This is a genomic window from Microbacterium aurantiacum (assembly GCF_021654035.1).
Classification (GTDB): Bacteria; Actinomycetota; Actinomycetes; order Actinomycetales; family Microbacteriaceae; genus Microbacterium; species Microbacterium aurantiacum.
The window spans coordinates 61,239-76,843 of sequence record NZ_JAJPDW010000006.1 but is presented as its reverse complement, the minus strand read 5'-3'; the positions used below and the strand labels follow the sequence as shown (position 1 = coordinate 76,843).

Genomic DNA, 15,605 nt, shown 5'->3' with positions numbered 1-15,605 from the left:
CCCTCGGGGGGGCGCCCTGGCTACTGATTGAGACGTGCGTTCTGGTCGCTTGTTACGGAGCTGTCGGCGGGGTGTTCCACGGGGGCCGGTCCATCGATTCGGACGACTGGAGGTTCACAATGCAACTCGACCAAGGACACGGCTCGCGACAGCGGGTGTGGGTCGGATTCGACATCGGTAAGGGGCATCATTGGGCCTCAGCGGTCGACGAGACCGGCGCCCAGGTATGGTCCCTGAAAATCGTCAACGACGAGGTCGCGATCGCGGCGGCGGTCGATGTCGCGCTCGGGCTGGCTGACGATGTGGCGTGGGCGGTCGATGTGACCAGCGGCCCAGCGGGGCTGCTGTTGGCGCTGCTCGACAGCCGTGAGCAGAAGGTGCGGTACGTGCCGGGCCGGACGGTGAACGCGATGAGCGCGGGCTACCGTGGCGAGGCCAAGACCGATGCCAAGGATGCGTTCATGATCGCTGACATCTCTCGGGTGCGCGGCGACTTCGCCGCCATCGAGGTGCCCAGCGGGCTCCGCGTCGAGCTGAGCCTGTTGACCGCGCATCGTGCGGATCTGGTCGCTGACCGGATCCGGCTGATCAGCCGCCTCCGCGAGCTGCTGACCGGCGTCTTCCCCGTTCTGGAACGCGCCTTCGACTACTCCCGGCACCACGGGGCACTGGTCCTGCTGACCGGCTACCAGGACCCCGCCGCGCTGCGCCGGCTCGGCCCGGCACGACTGCGGGCGTGGTTGACGAAGCGGAACGTTCGGCGTGCCGACCAGGTCGCTGCCGCCGCGTTAGCCGCCGCGGCTGAGCAGCACGCGACCCTACCCGGACAGGCCGTCGCCGGGCAGATCATCGCCGACCTCGCCGGTCAGCTGCTCGCCCTCGATGACCGCCTGGGCCGAATCGACCGGCAGATAGCCGCCGTGTTTGCCGAACACCCCCAGGCCGACATCATCACGTCCATGCCCGGCATCGGCATCACCCTGGCTGCGGAGTTCGTCGCGGTCGCCGGCGACCTCGCCAGCTACCCCGACGCCGGCCGGCTCGCTTCCGCGGCCGGCCTCGTCCCGGTGCCTCGCGACTCCGGCCGCCGGACCGGGAATCTGCACCGACCCCACCGATACAGCCGACGCCTACGCCGCGTGTTCTACCTCGCCGCCCAGACCAGCATCGTCCGAGACGGGCCCAGCCGCGACTTCTACCTCAAGAAACGTAGCCAAGGCCTCCGCCACGTCCAAGCCATCATCGCGCTCGCCCGACGACGCGTCGACGTCCTCTGGGCCCTCCTCCGCGACAACCGCCCCTTCAGCCTCGAACCACCCGCCAGACCCGCGATAGCGGCTTGACAACGTCATTGAGACTCGTCGACACCGATCGTGGTGACCCCGTCGAACCTGGCCGGGTCGTCAATGAGCCGCCGCCTGCCTTCGGCGAGGACAGCGGCGTTCGCGGCACTCCAGGACACCCCGAGACCAGCGGCGACGCGGGACACGGTGAGATGGTCGACGACGATGCCCCGTAGCGCCCACTCCAGACCACCGCGGGAGATCTTCGCCCGCGGCGCCGCCGCACTGCTGGTGTCTTGCCGCCAGGTCCGTCGGCAGTGCCCGCACCGATACCGGCGCACCCGCACCAGCAGCGTTGTCGGTCGGTGCCCGAACGGCTCATGCGCGAGCCGTCGCATCACCGTGTCCCGCGGCGCGCCCTCCACGCCGCACTTGCGACACCACGGGTCGTCGTCGACGACGCGGCACTCGATCGTCGCCCGATCGGGCTCGATCATCTGCCCCACGGCTTGAAGACCGAGCTCGTCCAGGCGGCAGAACGTGGTCAGGTCAGGGGGCGCGAACGTAGGGTGGAGCACGTCGAGGTCTTTCGGGATGGCAAGCGTGAAGAACTTCCATCATCCGGGAGACCTCGACCCCTACCCGGCCACCAACGCGCTCAACCGACTACACCCTCATTCGCGAAGAGCCGCAAAAGGTATGGGCCAGGCGCTAGAGATTCGGACCGCCGAAGTCGACGATGCGCGCGGCATTGCAGTCGTGCATGTCACCTCTTGGCAGACCGCCTATCGCGGTCTGCTGCCCGATGACATGCTCGATGAGCTGTCTGTCGAGCAGCGCGAAGGTCGATCGCGGGCGATGCTTGCCGACCCGCACCCTGCGGGCCGCACGATCGTAGCTGACCGCGACGGCGAGATCGTCGGCTGGGCTTCCTTCGGGGCCGGGCGGGACGAGGGGGCAGGCGAACAGGGCGAGCTATGGGCACTTTACGCACGTCCAGACGTGTACTCGACGGGCGTCGGACATGCGTTGATCGCGGCCGTCGAAACCGCGCTTTGCGAGGAAGGATTCGCGTCGGCGTACCTCTGGGTGCTCGACGGCAATGATCGTGCCGCGACATTCTACGAACGTCGTGGGTGGACCGAAGACGGCACCGTCAAGCTCGACGAGCGCCAGAACACGACCCTCCTCGAGCGGCGACGCACCAAGTCACTCGGCTGACACCACGAGCCATCGCAAAGCCCGGGAAACGGCTCACATACGCCGGTCGGGAATCCGCAGGGACACCACTCGTAGTTGTACTACTTGCGAGATCCGCAATCGCTGCAGAAACGGATATTGCCTCGCCCGCCCCCCTGAAAACCAATCTGCGAGCGAGCGCTGTTGTAGGTACGATCGCCGGCCAGCGGGCGGATTGAGGTCTGAGAGGGTGGACTACTGTCCCTTTAGGGGTCGAGCACGTGGGCTGACACACCGGAAGCCCTCGGATGCGCAGAACTACGGGAACGTCATCCGGTTAGACGTCCTGCTGACCGATCTTGTAGGTGACCATGCAACGGCAAGCCGCTGTCAGGGTGTGGGTCTTTGCTCGCCCCCTGATTGTGGTGGTGTGTTCTGCGCTGATCGCCTTAGCCGGTGTAGGTCTCCACCTTGACGATCTCGACGGCGATCTCGCGTCCGTTGGGCGCGGTGTAGGAGGTCGTGTCGCCCTCCTTCAATCCGAGGATCGCGGCCCCGAGCGGCGACGCCTCGCTGTACACGTCGAGATCCGACCCGGAGGCGATCTCGCGGTTGCCGAGGAGGAAGACCTCTTCCCCACCCGCGACGGTCGCCGTCACCACGGTGCCGGGCTCGACGGTGCCGGTGCTCTTCGGCGCATCGCCGACGGTGGCGTTCTTCAGAAGCCACTGGAGGGTGCGGATGCGCGCCTCCTGCTTGCCCTGCTCGTCCTTGGCGGCGTGGTATCCGCCGTTCTCCTTGAGGTCGCCCTCCTCGCGGGCTGCCTCGATGCGCTTGGCGATCTCTTCGCGGCCGGTCGTCGACAGGTGTTCGAGCTCGGCGACGAGACGGTCGTAGGCGTCCTGCGTGAGGAAGGTCACGGGGGCATCGCTGGACACGTCTGACTCCTTCGGTAGGCGGTGGCTGTGCGATATGTCAAACGCCCCGGACCGGCCGGGGCGTGGGTGGAGCACAACGCCGCCAGACTACGTCACCCAGCAGTCGTTGACAAAACCCGTCGTCGCCTCCGACACCGTCCGGACGCTCTCGCGGAATGCCCGCGCGTGGTCCTCTGTGGCGGCGTACTCCACGATGCGCCAGCCCACGACGCCGTGCTCCTCGTCCTGCGCCTCGAGGGCGCACGCGATGGAGCGGCCGGGGGGCGAGGTGAGCTGGAAGTCGATGGTGACCCGGCCGTCATCCTCGACGACGAAGCCGGTCGAACGGACGTCGATCGCATCGATGCTGCCGGCCACCACCGTCCATCCGAGCAGACCCGCGAGGATCGCCCCGACGGCGGCGGCTCCGCCGATGGCCCACCGGGCCGATGCCGTGCGGCGGCGTCCGTAGCGCTGGTCGAGCTGTTCCTGAGTGGTCATGGGGGTCCGTCGGAAGAATAGGCTGGGACTTCCAGATTAGGCGCTCTTGCGCACCCGGGTCCGCGGCACAGCATCTGCCCGGACGGAAACGGACTCCCATGCATCTCCCGCTCGCCCTCCTTGCGGGCACCTCCGTCACCCCCATCCCCGTGCCGACGGTCGACCCCGAGCTGGTGACGCCCGGTCCTTGGGGTTTCGGCATCATCGTGTTCGTCACCGTCGCGGTGGTGCTCCTCGCGGCGGACATGACCCGACGCATCCGCCGCGGTCGCGTGCGCGCCGACATCCAGGAGGAACTGGATGCCGAGGAAGCGGAGCGGGATGCGCGCGCCCGAGAGCGCGGAGACCGCGACGATCAGGCGTTGTAGGCCGGCTGCAACGCGATCAGCAGGCACGCCGTCCAGTGGCAGAGGAACGCCAGGACGGTGCACACGTGGAAGATCTCGTGGAAGCCGAAGTGGCCCGGCCACGGGTTGGGACGCTTGAGCGCGTAGACGACGGCCCCGGCGGTGTAGAGGAGCCCCCCGACGGCGACGAGGATCATCATCGCGGGATTGGCGCGGAAGAGGTCTCCGAGGTACATCACCGCGGCCCAGCCGAGGAGCAGGTACAGCGCGACGTACAGCCACCGCGGGGCGTGCAGCCAGAAGACGCGGAAGAGGATTCCGAGCAGGGCGCCGCCCCAGACGAGGGAGAGCAGCAGCACCCCCTGCTGCGGCGGGAGCGCGAGTACCGCGATGGGCGTGTAGGTCCCGGCGATCAGCAGGAGGATGTTGGCGTGGTCGATGCGCTTCAGCGTCGCCCGGGTCCTCGGACCCCACGAGAAGCGGTGGTAGAGGGCCGAGTTGCCGAAGAGCAGGAGCGAGGTCGCCATGAACACGGCCGAGGACCACTTGGCCGCAGGACCCTGTGCGAGCGCGATCAGCACGATCCCCGCGGCGATCGCGACGGGGAACGTCCCGGCATGGATCCAGCCGCGCCAGGTGGGCTTCGCCTCCGACGACGCGTCGACGGCGGCGGCGTCCATGAGGGGGAGGACGGGAACCTCGGGCGCGGCGGGAACGCGCGGTCGACGACTCATGGGAACAGGGTACGGCGCGCCCGCATTCCTCGGGCGGCACATACCCGGTTCCGGCGCTCGTGGGATGGAGTGCCACACTGCGGTGCCCGCCCGCTCGGGGTAGCGTAGGGGGGTGACGCGTACCCCGTCGAACGAGGGCAGAGGGCCCCTCTACCGGCTGTACATCAACCGCCTGCGGCGGCGGTTGGATCCCGAGACCGTTCCGCATCACCTCGCGATGATGATCGACGGCAATCGTCGTTGGGCGCGGCAGCTGGGGTACGACTCGGCAGCCCACGGACACCGCGCCGGCGCGGCGAAGATGCGGGAGTTCCTCGGGTGGTGCGACGACGTCGGAATCCGCGTGGTCTCGCTGTACCTGCTCTCCACGGACAACCTGCGCAAGCGCGATTCCGGTGAGCTGTCCGACCTGATCGACATCATCGCCGAGCTTGCCGAGGAGCTCTCGCGCGAGCGCGACTGGCGCGTGCAGCACGTCGGACGGGCCGACGGGCTCCCGCCCGATCTCGCCCGCGTCCTGGCCGATGCGTCGGCGCGCACCCGCGGTCACTCGGGCCTGCACGTCAACCTCGCCGTGGGGTACGGCGGGCGCGGCGAGATCGTCGACGCCGTCCGCAGCATCATCGCCCAGCACGGCACCTCCGGCGGCTCCCTCGAGGACCTCGCGGAGAGTCTCACTCCGGAGCAGATCGGCGAGCATCTGTACACCGGCGGGCAGCCGGACCCGGACCTCGTCATCCGCACCTCGGGAGAGCAGCGCCTGAGCGATTTCCTCCTGTGGCAGAGCGCTCATTCGGAGTTCTATTTCGTCGAGGCGCTCGGACCGGATCTTCGCGAGGTCGACTTCCTCCGGGCCATCCGCGACTACGCGAGCCGCGACCGCCGCTACGGCAGCTGAGGCGCGTCGCGGCCGGTGCGGCGAAGTTCATCTGCGCGTAACGAATCGTCCGCGTGTCGGATGCGGAGGCGCGCGGCCGCACGTCGTACGTTCATCGCATCGGGCAAGGCGCCCGATCGGGTCGGCCTCTCGGATCGCGACTCGTGACCTCCGGTCGACTCGTGAAGAACCGGGTGGGAACCCACCCGGGGCGGGAGTCGGTTGTGACCACACGAGCACCACACAGGCAGCACGAAAGCGCACACGAGGTCGACGAGGCGCAGGACCTGCGCACCTACGTCCTGGACACCTCCGTGTTGCTGAGCGATCCGCGGGCGTTCTTCCGCTTCGCCGAGCACAGCGTCGTCATCCCCGTCGTCGTGATCACCGAGCTGGAGGGGAAGCGGCACGACCCGGAGATCGGGTACTTCGCCCGTCAGGCTCTGCGCCACCTCGACGAGCTGCGCATCGAGCACGGACGCCTCGACTTCCCCGTCCCCGTCGGCGAGGACGGCACGCTCCGCGTCGAGCTGGGGAACACCGATCCCACCGTCCTTCCCGCCGGGATGCGGTTGGGGGACAACGATTCGCGGATCCTCGCCGTTGCGCTGCATCTGGCGGGGGGCGGCCAGGAGGTCACGGTCGTCTCGAAAGATCTCCCGATGCGCGTGAAGGCCGCATCCCTCGGGATCAGCGCCGAAGAGTACCTCGCCGAACAGGCGGTCGATTCCGGGTGGACCGGCATCGCGACCATCGACGTGTCCGGCGACGAGATCAGCGACCTCTACGAGAGCGAGGTTGCAACGGGAGACGACGTGCGCGGGCTCCCGGTGAACACCGGCCTCATCATCCATTCGGAGCGAGGCTCGGCCCTCGGCCGGGTGAGCGGTCCGGGTGAGTACCGGCTCGTGCGCGGCGACCGTGAGGTGTTCGGCCTCCACGGACGCTCGGCGGAGCAGCGCATCGCGATCGATCTTCTGCTCGACCCCGATGTCGGCATCGTTTCGCTCGGGGGTCGCGCCGGGACGGGCAAATCCGCCCTGGCCCTGTGCGCCGGCCTGGAGGCGGTGCTCGAGCGGCAGCAGCAGCGGAAGATCATCGTCTTCCGGCCGCTGTACGCCGTCGGCGGCCAGGAGCTCGGATACCTTCCCGGTGACGCGCAGGAGAAGATGAACCCGTGGGGGCAGGCGGTCTTCGACACGCTCGGCTCGGTGGTGTCCGCCAATGTCCTCGAAGAGGTGGTGGAGCGGGGTCTGCTCGAGGTGATGCCGCTGACCCACATCCGCGGGCGCTCGCTGCACGACGCGTTCGTGATCGTGGACGAAGCGCAGTCGCTGGAGCGGAACGTCCTGCTCACGGTGCTCAGCCGGATCGGCCAGAACTCCCGCGTTGTGCTGACGCATGACGTCGGCCAGCGGGACAACCTGCGGGTCGGCCGCCACGACGGAATCGCCTCGGTCATCGAGACCCTCAAGGGGCACGGGCTGTTCGGCCACGTCACCCTCACCCGGTCGGAGCGCTCGGCGATCGCCGCGCTCGTCACCGACCTCCTCGAGGCGGGCGAGCTCGCCTGAGGCCGGACGGGTGGGGTCGCGCTCCGTCGCGCCCCACCCGTCGGCTCGCCGGCGCGCTCACTCCCAGCGGTAGCCCGCGCCGCGAACGGTCACGATGCGCGCGCTCCCGAGCTTGCCGCGGAGGTACCGGACGTACACGTCGACGACGTTCGAGCCCGGATCGAAATCCAGGGCCCAGACGCTGCGGAGAAGGTGCTCTCGCGTGAGGACGCGGCCCGGGTTGCGCAAGAACTGCTCCGCGAGGGCGAACTCGCGGGCCGAGAGATCGACCTCCCGGCCGGCAACCGTGGCTCGGCGGGCGAGGATGTCGAGGTGCACGTCGCCGTGTCCGACGGACACCCCCGTCGTGGGTGCGGCTTCGCGGAGGCGGGAGCGGACGCGCGCGAGGAGCTCCTCGAAGGTGAAGGGTTTCGCGACGTAGTCGTTCGCGCCGGCGTCGAGGCCGTCGACGGTGTCTCTGGTGCTGGAGCGCGCCGTGAGCATGATGACGGGGACGAGCGATCCTCGCGCGCGCAGTTCGCGCAGCACGTCGAAGCCGTCGATGCCGGGGAGGCCGACGTCCAGGAGCACGAGGTCGCCGTCGCCGCGGAGTGCGGCCGCGAGCCCCTCGACGCCGTCGTCGATGATGGTGGTCTCGTATCCGGCGTTCGCGAGCCCGCGGCTGACGAAAGCCGCGATACGGGGTTCGTCCTCGATGATCAGGATCCTCGTCATGCGGTGGCCTCTCGCTGCATCACGACGTCTCCTGCCCGCACCGGTGCGGGCAGGTCGACGGTTGTCTGCGGCAGATGAATGGTGAACGTCGCCCCGCCGCCGGGGGTGTCGTCGACGTTGCACGAGCCCCCGTGGCCCTTGGCGATCGCATCCACGATCGCCAGGCCCAGACCCGAGCCTCCCACGGCGCGCTTGGTGTCGGCGCGATCGAACCGTCGGAAGATGCGATGCCGAGCGGCTCGGGGGATGCCGGGACCGTGGTCGCGAACCCACAGGCGCGCGCCCCGCTCGTCCAGGACACTGCCCACCTCGATCGGCGATCCGGGTGGCGTGTACTTCGCGGCGTTGTCGGCCAGCTGCAGCCACGCCTGCAGGAGACGGTCCGCGTCCCCGATGATCCGTCCCCGCGACACGTGCGCGAGGCTCCAGCGGTGGTCGGGGATGACGGCGATCAGTTCGCCGAGCCGGGCGGTCAGTTGGTCCAATCTGACGGATGCCATCGCGTACTGCTCGCCCTCCGCGGCGGCGAGGAGGTCGATGTCCTCGACGAGCCGCGCGAGACGGTCGAGCTCGGCGATGCCGATCTCCCGGGCGGCGGCGGCGTCGGCCTGATCCCGCGGATCCATGAGCTCCAGGTGGCCGCGGACGATGGTGATCGGCGTCTTCAACTCGTGGCGGACGTCGTCCAGGAGCTGCCGCTGGGTGTCGACGGATCCCTCGAGGCGATCGAGCATCGAGTTCACGGTGCGCGAGAGATCGGAGATGTCGTCGTTGCCCGCAGTGGGCAGGCGCGCGGAGAGGTCTTCCAGGGAGATCGCCGCGGCCGTCTCCCGCAGGTGGCGGATAGGGGAGAGGAGCCGGCCGGTGACGAACCAGCCGACGATTCCGATGACTCCGAGGACGACGATCCCCGCCACGACGTAGGTCGTCATCGCGGTCGTGACAGGCGCCAATGAGGCGTCGAGGTCGACGGCGCGCACGTACACGCCCGTGCGGGTGTCGCCCTCGACGGAGACCGGGATGGCGATGTAGCGCAGGGTCCCGGCATCCGTGAGTGCAGTTCCGCGGCGGATGCCCCCGTCCGCGGTATCCTCCCGCACCCGGGTGACGAACGCCTCGTCGTCGGAGACGTCGAATCCCGAGAGGGTGGACGACGCGATCGGCGCGCTTCCGTCCACGACGGCGAACGACGCCTCGGTCCGGGCCGGGACCAGGCGCGCGACGACCTCTTGCAGGTAGGCATCGACGTCGGCGTACCGGTCGACGGTGAGCGAGACGGGTCCCGAGGGCGCGTCCGGATCACCGTCCGCGGCGATCGAGTGCAGCCGCTCCACCTGATTCCCGAGCCGATCGTCGATCTCCGCGAGGACCTGCTGCCGCTGGACGAGGAAGGTCACCCCGCCGACGAGGGCGAGCCCGATACCGGCCACGGTCAGGATCGCGGTGAGGATCCTGACACGGGCCGATACCGGGCGTCGTGAACGGCGCATGTCCCGATATGGGCGGCTCACCCGGGGTGCGTCATCGACAGCAGATCGAGCTTCTCGTCCAGCTGCTCCAGCGTGAGCTCCCCGCGCTCCACGTATCCGAGGTCGATCACGGCCTCACGCACGGTGATCCCGCGCGCGACCGAGTGCTTGGCGATCGCCGCGGCCGCCTCGTAGCCGATGAGCTTGTTCAACGGGGTGACGATCGACGGTGACATGCCGGCGAACGCGGCGGCGCGCTCGAGGTTCGCCTCCAGCCCGCGGATGGTCTTGTCCGCGAGAACGCGCATCGAGTTGGACAGCAGACGGATGGACTCCAGCAGCGCCGTCCCCATGACCGGGATGGCGACGTTGAGCTCGAACGCTCCCGAGGCGCCGGACCAGGCGATGGTGGCGTCGTTCCCGATGACGCGTGCGCACACCATGAGCGTCGCTTCGGGGACGACGGGGTTCACCTTGCCGGGCATGATCGACGACCCGGGCTGCAGGTCGGGGATGTGGAGCTCGCCGAGGCCCGTGTTGGGGCCGGAGCCCATCCAGCGCAGGTCGTTGTTGATCTTCGTCAGGGACACCGCGATCGTGCGCAGGGCGCCGGATGCCTCGACCAGGGCGTCGCGGTTCGCCTGAGCCTCGAAGTGGTCCTTCGCCTCGGTGATCGGCAGTTCGGTCTCGGCGACCAGGATCTCCAGCACCTTCTGCGGGAACCCGGGAGGGGTGTTGATGCCCGTGCCCACGGCCGTGCCGCCGAGCGGCACCTCGGCGACCCGAGGGATCACGGACTGCACCCGCTCGATGCCGAGTCGGATCTGGCGGGCGTACCCGCCGAACTCCTGCCCGAGGGTGACGGGCGTGGCATCCATCAGGTGCGTACGACCCGCCTTGACCGCGCCCTTCCACAGCTCCGCCTTCTCCTCGAGCGCGACGGCGAGGTGGTCGAGCGACGGGATGAGATCGTCGATGAGTTCCTGCGTGACGGCGACGTGGACCGAGGTCGGGAAGACGTCGTTGGAGGACTGGGAGGCGTTGACGTGATCGTTGGGGTGCACGCGCGCCCCCAGGCGCGCCGACGCGAGCGTCGCGAGCACCTCGTTCATGTTCATGTTCGAGGACGTGCCCGAGCCGGTCTGGTAGACGTCGATCGGGAACTGATCGGCGTGGATTCCGCTGATGACCTCGTCGGCGGCCGCGGCGATGGCATCGGCGATCGCGGCATCCAGGGTTCCGAGCTCCTTGTTCGCCAGCGCGGCGGCCTTCTTGATGCGGGCCAGCGCGCCGATCTGCGCGGGATCGAGGCTGTCGCCGGAGATCGGGAAGTTCTCCACCGCGCGCTGGGTCTGCGCGGCGTAGAGCGCGTTCTTGGGCACGCGCACCTCGCCCATGGTGTCGTGCTCGATGCGGTACTCGAGGTCGGTCACGTCATTGTTCCTGTCGTCGATGGTCGATGGTCGATGGTCGATGGTCGATGGGTCACTCGTCGTCGCCGGCGTCGCCGACGATGACGGAGGGGACGGCGGTGCCTTCCCCGAGTCGGTAGTTGGCGCCGACGATGGCCAGCCGACCGTCGGCGACGGCGAGGCTGATCAACTCGGAGGAGTGCAGGAGCTCGCCGATCGTGTCTTTCAGATGTTCGCGTCCGACCTCTTCCGCGTCGATCCCGGACGGTTCCTGCGGATCACCGGCGCTGTTGCGGATGACGCGACGCACCGCGGGGACGATGGGGGCGATCTGGCGCCAGATGTGCGCGGGGAGGGCGGGCGCGTCGGCGGCGGTGGATTCGATCGCGGCGTTCACCGCGCCGCACGCGTCGTGGCCGAGCACGACGATCAGCGGAACCTCGAGGACCGCCACGGCGTACTCGAGGCTCCCCACGACCGAGTCGGAGATGACCTGACCGGCGTTGCGGACGACGAACAGGTCGCCGAGGCCCTTGTCGAAGATGATCTCCGCGGCCAGGCGCGAGTCGGAGCAGCCGAACAGGGCTGCGCGCGGCCGCTGTCCGCCTTCCAGCTCATGCCGACGGTCGACGTCCTGTCGCGGGTGCCGCGGTTCGCCCGCGACGAACCGGGCGTTTCCGCGTTTCATCTCCCGCCACACCTGCCGGGGGGTGGGGGACGGGTCGATCTGGGTCACTGCGCCTCCTCGGCAAGGGTGAGGATCTCGGGGGCGACCGCCTCGGCCGCGATGCGGATCGTCTCGTCATCGGCGGCACCGAACACCATCACGATGTCTTCGCCCACCGAGGTCGAGATCGCGGAGGTGATGTTCCCCGCGCGTTCGGGGTTGCGGATCACGTAGCGGTCCCACGTGATGCCGCCGATGTCGACCGTGCCGTCCACGGCGGAACCGGCGAGCTCGCGCGACGGCCAGGCCGGGTCGGCGTCGAACCCCTGCTCGACGCGGACGAACCCGGTCTCGGTGGCGTAGACGATCGTCCAGGCGCGGGGGAGGTTCCCCTCGACGGCGGCGACGTTGACCCGCCAGCCCTGCGGCGTGGCAGGAGCGATCACGGGGCGCTCCTCGGCCGCCGACGCGCTCGCCGCGGCGGCGGGGACGTCGATCGGCGGTCGCTCGGGGACCTGCCCGCGGGGCACGATGAAGATGATCACCGCCACCACCGCCAGGGTGACCAGCAACGCGGCGATCAGGTTCCGGGTGGTCTGACTGGCGCGGTAGGTGCGCGACGCCGCCGCTTTGCGGTCCGCGGTCTCCTGCGGGGTCTCGGGTCGGCCGATCTCGGCGACCACGCGATTCGGGCGGCCGGCCATCACGCGGCCCCTTCCGCGTCCGCGCCGTCGCGCGCCGCGTCCAGGCGGCGCTTCGCGCCGATCAGCCATTCTTCGCAGCGCGCCGCGAGGGCTTCGCCCCGTTCCCACAGCGCGAGGGACTTCTCGAGCGTCGGCGCGCCCTGCTCGAGCTCTGCGACCACGCGGACCAGCTCGTCACGAGCCTGTTCGAAGGAGAGCTCGGCCACGTCGGCGACGGTGGTCTCGGTCATGGGGTCCATCCTAAATCCGCTCCCGGTCGCTCATGTCCGCCGCCGACGCCTCCGGGATCTCACCCTCCGAGCGCACCCGGAGGGTGCCGCGGGCGACGGTGACGGCCATGGTCGATCCGCTCGGAGCCTGCGCCGCGTCGCGGATGATCACGCCGTCGTCGCGATGTGCGATGGCGTAGCCACGCGCCAGGGTGGCCGCGGGGGAGAGGGCCCGCAACGTGGCCCGCAGTTCCGCGATCCGCCGTGCGTGCACGTCGATGCCGCGCTGCACCCGCTCGCGCCCGCGCGCGACCTGGAGTTCCACGTCGTGCGCCCGTCCGGCGAGCATGCCCGCCGGATCGCGCAGCACCGGACGGGAACGGAGCTGCTCGAGCTGGGCGATGTCGTGCCCGATGCGCTGGGTGAGGCGCGACGTCAGGCGGCTGCGCAACTGGCCCACCAGCGCGCGCTGTTCGGTGACATCGGGAACCACCCGCTTGGCCGCGTCGGTGGGTGTCGAGGCGCGGAGGTCGGCGACATCGTCGAGGAGCGGTCGGTCGTTCTCGTGCCCGATGGCGCTGACCACCGGGGTCGTCGCGGCTGCGACCGCGCGCACGAGACGCTCGTCACTGAATCCGAGCAGCGTCTGCGGGTCGCCGCCGCCGCGGGCGATGATGATGACGTCCACCTCCGGGTCGGCATCCAGCGCCTTCAGCGCTGCGATGGTCTCGGGGACGCAGCGATCCCCCTGGACGGCCACGTGGCGCGTGTGGAAGCGGACCTGGGGCCAGCGGAGCTCGGCATTGCGGTGCACGTCCTTCTCGGCATCCGACCGCTCACCGGTGATGAGGCCCACGACATGCGGAAGGAAGGGAAGGGGCCTCTTGCGTGCGGCATCGAACAGCCCCTCGGCCCGCAGGGTGGCGCGCAGGCGTTCGAGCCGTTCGAGCTGATCGCCGAGCCCCATGTGCCGCATGGCCGACACTCCGAAGGAGAGGTCGCCGCCCTTGGGGTAGTAGTCGGCCTTGACGCACGCCACCACGTGATCGCCGACCTTCAGATCCGCGGGCAGGCGGGCGCGCGTGGACGACCAGATGCGGAAGGAGATCTGCGCGTCGCCGGAGAGGTCCTTCAGGCGACCGAACACCGCGCCGCCGCGGACGTTCCACGCCGTGATCTCTCCTTCGACCCACACCGAGCCCCAGGAGGCGATGAAGTCGCGGATCGTCTCGTTCAGGCGGGCGACGGAGGTGGGCGCCTCCGCCGAGGAGTCGCGAGGCCGTACCGCGTCGGCTGCCTGAAAGCTCGTCATGGGGTCCTTCCGCCGGTGTGCGGCATCCGTTCGGGGTCCGTGCAGACGCGGTCCCCGTAGAATCATGGGGTGAGCACCAGCACCGTCGGCCGCAGCCCTGTGAGCATGCCCGTCCCACGCGTACCGCGGAGGCGGGAACCGCTTCAGGATATCGCCGTGCCCGGGCGCAAACGCGTCGTCCTGGCCGCTCCTCGGGGATACTGCGCCGGGGTCGACCGCGCCGTCATCGCTGTGGAGAAGGCGCTGGAGCGGTACGGGGCTCCGGTCTACGTCCGCAAGCAGATCGTCCACAACATCCACGTGGTGACAGAGCTCGAGCAGGCGGGGGCGATCTTCGTCGAGGAGGTCGACGAGGTCCCCGAGGGCGCGCACGTCGTGTTCAGTGCCCACGGTGTCTCTCCCGCGGTTGTGCAGGGGGCTGCGGATCGGAACCTGCAGGCGATCGACGCCACATGCCCTCTCGTGACGAAGGTGCACCGTGAAGCCGTGCGCTTCGCCCGCGACGACTTCGAGATCCTCCTCGTCGGCCACGAGGGGCACGAGGAGGTCGAGGGGACGGCCGGTGAGGCGCCCGATCACGTCACCGTGGTCAACTCGCCCGAGGAGGCCGACACCGTCGAGGTGCGCGACCCGTCCCGCGTGGTGTGGCTGTCGCAGACGACCCTGTCCGTCGACGAGACCATGGAGACGGTGCGTCGGCTCCGCGAACGCTTCCCGCAGCTGCAGGATCCGCCGTCGGACGACATCTGCTACGCGACCCAGAACCGTCAGGTCGCGATCAAGAAGGTCGCCAAGGATGCCGATCTCGTCATCGTCGTCGGATCGGCGAACTCCTCCAACAGCGTCCGCCTGGTCGAGGTCGCCCTTGAGTACGGCGCGAAGGCGGCCTATCGCATCGACTACGCCGACGAGATCGAGCAGGCGTGGCTCGACGGGGTCGAGACCGTCGGCGTGACCAGCGGCGCCTCGGTCCCCGAGGTGCTCGTCCAGGAAGTGCTGCGCGATCTGGCCCTGGCCGGCTACGGCGATGTGGAAGAGGTGCGCACCGCGGAGGAGGACCTCATGTTCTCCCTCCCCAAGGAGCTCCGGACCCCGTTGAAGGGCGAACGCGACCCGCGCGCCCTGGGCGGTCGGACGCGCGCGTGACGGACGAACGCCCCCGACCGCAGTTCGGAGAGTACGCCTCCGCCGAGGAGCAGCGCGCGCGCATCCGCCAGCCCGACGTGACCGAACGCCTCGACGCGGGGGTGGCTCCCGCGGGTGCGGAGTCGGCCACGGCGGCTCCGGCGGCTCCGACCGCAGGCGCGACGTCGACGTCTCCGGGGCGAGGGCGACTCGTCGACCGGATCGTGGCGTTCGCCCTGCTGGCCTACGGCCTCGTCAACGTGATCTCGGCCGCACCGGCCCTCGTCGACTACGCCGCGTACATGACGTCGGTGTTCGAGCTGATGGGCGTGGACGCCGAGATCGGTGACGCGGATGCCGGTCGGCCCTGGGGGATCGCCGCGGCGGTCGTCCTCATCGGCGGATGGCTGCTGACGGCGGCCGTGACGTGGGCGACCATGCGTCGAGGACGGGTGTCATGGTGGATTTCGCTCGTCGGCGGCGTCGTGTTCAGCCTCACCGCCGGCGCTCTCGTCATGGTCCCGCTCATGTCGGACGCCGCTCTCTGGTCCTCGTTGGTGGGCGTCGGCGGTCCCTGATCG

17 protein-coding genes and 1 pseudogene are annotated in these 15,605 nt (G+C 69.6%); 7 read left to right on the top strand and 11 right to left on the bottom strand.

The window, feature by feature from the left end; genetic code table 11:
• Positions 1 to 119 precede the first annotated feature (119 nt).
• Positions 120 to 1,343 (top strand): IS110 family RNA-guided transposase, encoded by a 1,224-nt coding sequence (locus LTL01_RS12580; protein WP_236968806.1) that lies wholly within the window; start codon positions 120 to 122, stop codon positions 1,341 to 1,343.
• A 14-nt stretch (positions 1,344 to 1,357) separates the two neighbouring features.
• Here LTL01_RS12580 and LTL01_RS12575 read toward each other — a convergent pair.
• A pseudogene (locus LTL01_RS12575) lies at positions 1,358 to 1,861 on the bottom strand (transposase); the annotation flags it as partial.
• 16 nt (positions 1,862 to 1,877) lie between these two features.
• On the opposite strand from LTL01_RS12575, the gene LTL01_RS12570 reads away from it, so the two are divergent.
• Positions 1,878 to 2,504 carry a GNAT family N-acetyltransferase gene (locus LTL01_RS12570; RefSeq protein ID WP_236968805.1) on the top strand — a complete coding sequence of 209 codons (627 nt, stop codon included), beginning with the start codon at positions 1,878 to 1,880 and terminating at the stop codon, positions 2,502 to 2,504.
• Between the two features lie 407 nt (positions 2,505 to 2,911).
• On the opposite strand, the gene greA is transcribed toward LTL01_RS12570, so the two are convergent.
• Entirely contained in the window at positions 2,912 to 3,400 is a 489-nt protein-coding gene (gene greA, locus LTL01_RS12565) for a transcription elongation factor GreA (RefSeq protein ID WP_236968804.1), read from the bottom strand.
• Positions 3,401 to 3,487: 87 nt separating this feature from the next.
• Positions 3,488 to 3,880: a DUF4307 domain-containing protein gene (locus LTL01_RS12560; RefSeq protein WP_053548880.1), complete on the bottom strand. Its 393-nt coding sequence runs from the start codon at positions 3,878 to 3,880 to the stop codon at positions 3,488 to 3,490.
• Between the two features lie 98 nt (positions 3,881 to 3,978).
• Here LTL01_RS12560 and LTL01_RS12555 point away from each other — a divergent pair, with 98 nt between their 5' ends.
• A complete protein-coding gene (locus LTL01_RS12555; protein ID WP_053548881.1) occupies positions 3,979 to 4,248 on the top strand; it encodes a hypothetical protein in 270 nt (89 codons plus the stop codon).
• Here the strand turns inward: LTL01_RS12555 and trhA are convergent.
• Positions 4,236 to 4,961 (bottom strand): PAQR family membrane homeostasis protein TrhA, encoded by a 726-nt coding sequence (gene trhA, locus LTL01_RS12550; RefSeq protein WP_053548882.1) that lies wholly within the window; start codon positions 4,959 to 4,961, stop codon positions 4,236 to 4,238. The two genes, LTL01_RS12555 and trhA, sit on opposite strands and share 13 nt — an antisense overlap.
• 112 nt (positions 4,962 to 5,073) lie before the next feature.
• On the opposite strand from trhA, the gene LTL01_RS12545 reads away from it, so the two are divergent.
• Positions 5,074 to 5,859: an isoprenyl transferase gene (locus LTL01_RS12545; protein ID WP_053548883.1), complete on the top strand. Its 786-nt coding sequence runs from the start codon at positions 5,074 to 5,076 to the stop codon at positions 5,857 to 5,859.
• A gap of 203 nt (positions 5,860 to 6,062) precedes the next feature.
• The gene (gene phoH2, locus LTL01_RS12540; protein ID WP_236968803.1) at positions 6,063 to 7,412 is read left to right on the top strand and encodes an RNA 5'-3' helicase PhoH2; all 1,350 of its coding nucleotides are present in this window, start codon (positions 6,063 to 6,065) and stop codon (positions 7,410 to 7,412) included.
• A 57-nt stretch (positions 7,413 to 7,469) separates the two neighbouring features.
• Here phoH2 and LTL01_RS12535 read toward each other — a convergent pair whose 3' ends face one another.
• The 7 genes from LTL01_RS12535 to xseA are packed head-to-tail and all read right to left on the bottom strand — an operon-like array spanning position 7,470 to position 13,899.
• Positions 7,470 to 8,126 carry a response regulator transcription factor gene (locus tag LTL01_RS12535; RefSeq protein ID WP_053548884.1) on the bottom strand — a complete coding sequence of 219 codons (657 nt, stop codon included), beginning with the start codon at positions 8,124 to 8,126 and terminating at the stop codon, positions 7,470 to 7,472.
• A complete protein-coding gene (locus tag LTL01_RS12530) occupies positions 8,123 to 9,616 on the bottom strand; it encodes a sensor histidine kinase (protein ID WP_236968802.1) in 1,494 nt (497 codons plus the stop codon). Before LTL01_RS12530 ends, LTL01_RS12535 begins: the two co-directional genes overlap by 4 nt.
• 17 nt (positions 9,617 to 9,633) lie before the next feature.
• Positions 9,634 to 11,028, bottom strand: a complete 1,395-nt coding sequence (locus LTL01_RS12525; protein ID WP_053548886.1) for a class II fumarate hydratase — start codon at positions 11,026 to 11,028, stop codon at positions 9,634 to 9,636.
• Positions 11,029 to 11,080: 52 nt separating this feature from the next.
• A complete protein-coding gene (locus LTL01_RS12520) occupies positions 11,081 to 11,695 on the bottom strand; it encodes a carbonic anhydrase (RefSeq protein ID WP_053548919.1) in 615 nt (204 codons plus the stop codon).
• Between the two features lie 44 nt (positions 11,696 to 11,739).
• Positions 11,740 to 12,378 carry a DUF4245 family protein gene (locus tag LTL01_RS12515; protein ID WP_053548887.1) on the bottom strand — a complete coding sequence of 213 codons (639 nt, stop codon included), beginning with the start codon at positions 12,376 to 12,378 and terminating at the stop codon, positions 11,740 to 11,742.
• Positions 12,378 to 12,617: an exodeoxyribonuclease VII small subunit gene (locus LTL01_RS12510; protein ID WP_082334804.1), complete on the bottom strand. Its 240-nt coding sequence runs from the start codon at positions 12,615 to 12,617 to the stop codon at positions 12,378 to 12,380. Before LTL01_RS12510 ends, LTL01_RS12515 begins: the two co-directional genes overlap by 1 nt.
• A gap of 1 nt (position 12,618) precedes the next feature.
• Positions 12,619 to 13,899 carry an exodeoxyribonuclease VII large subunit gene (gene xseA / locus LTL01_RS12505; RefSeq protein WP_236968801.1) on the bottom strand — a complete coding sequence of 427 codons (1,281 nt, stop codon included), beginning with the start codon at positions 13,897 to 13,899 and terminating at the stop codon, positions 12,619 to 12,621.
• Positions 13,900 to 14,004: 105 nt separating this feature from the next.
• On the opposite strand from xseA, the gene LTL01_RS12500 reads away from it, so the two are divergent.
• Entirely contained in the window at positions 14,005 to 15,045 is a 1,041-nt protein-coding gene (locus LTL01_RS12500; RefSeq protein WP_197273030.1) for a 4-hydroxy-3-methylbut-2-enyl diphosphate reductase, read from the top strand.
• The gene (locus LTL01_RS12495) at positions 15,042 to 15,602 is read left to right on the top strand and encodes a DUF6264 family protein (RefSeq protein WP_236968800.1); all 561 of its coding nucleotides are present in this window, start codon (positions 15,042 to 15,044) and stop codon (positions 15,600 to 15,602) included. The genes LTL01_RS12500 and LTL01_RS12495 overlap by 4 nt, the downstream gene beginning before the upstream one ends.
• Positions 15,603 to 15,605: the final 3 nt, after the last annotated feature.